We start from the raw sequence: 203 nt of genomic DNA on the forward strand, positions 1-203 counted from the left end.
TGCCCGCGGGCAAGGTCCTCGCCGGCTGGAAGTGGACCGGCGACTCCGACAAGAACCTCATCCCCGGCGACTACAAGGTCGAGGGCGAGTCCGCGAACGTCGAGGCCGTCTTCGCCGACGCCGCCAAGCCCGTCGAGTTCACGACCGTGAACTTCTACGTCGGCGGCAAGGTCGTCTCCACCGCGGCGCTCCCGTCCGGGACC

1 protein-coding gene is annotated in these 203 nt (G+C 69.5%); it reads left to right on the plus strand.

The annotated features are described in order from the left end of the window. Positions 1-203: hypothetical protein (locus AOBCEHNH_RS07070; RefSeq protein WP_193221219.1), on the plus strand; the 203-nt coding region annotated here is incomplete at both ends.

It is taken from the genome of Collinsella intestinalis (genome assembly GCF_902501455.1).
In the GTDB taxonomy this organism is placed as follows: Bacteria; Actinomycetota; Coriobacteriia; order Coriobacteriales; family Coriobacteriaceae; genus Collinsella; species Collinsella intestinalis.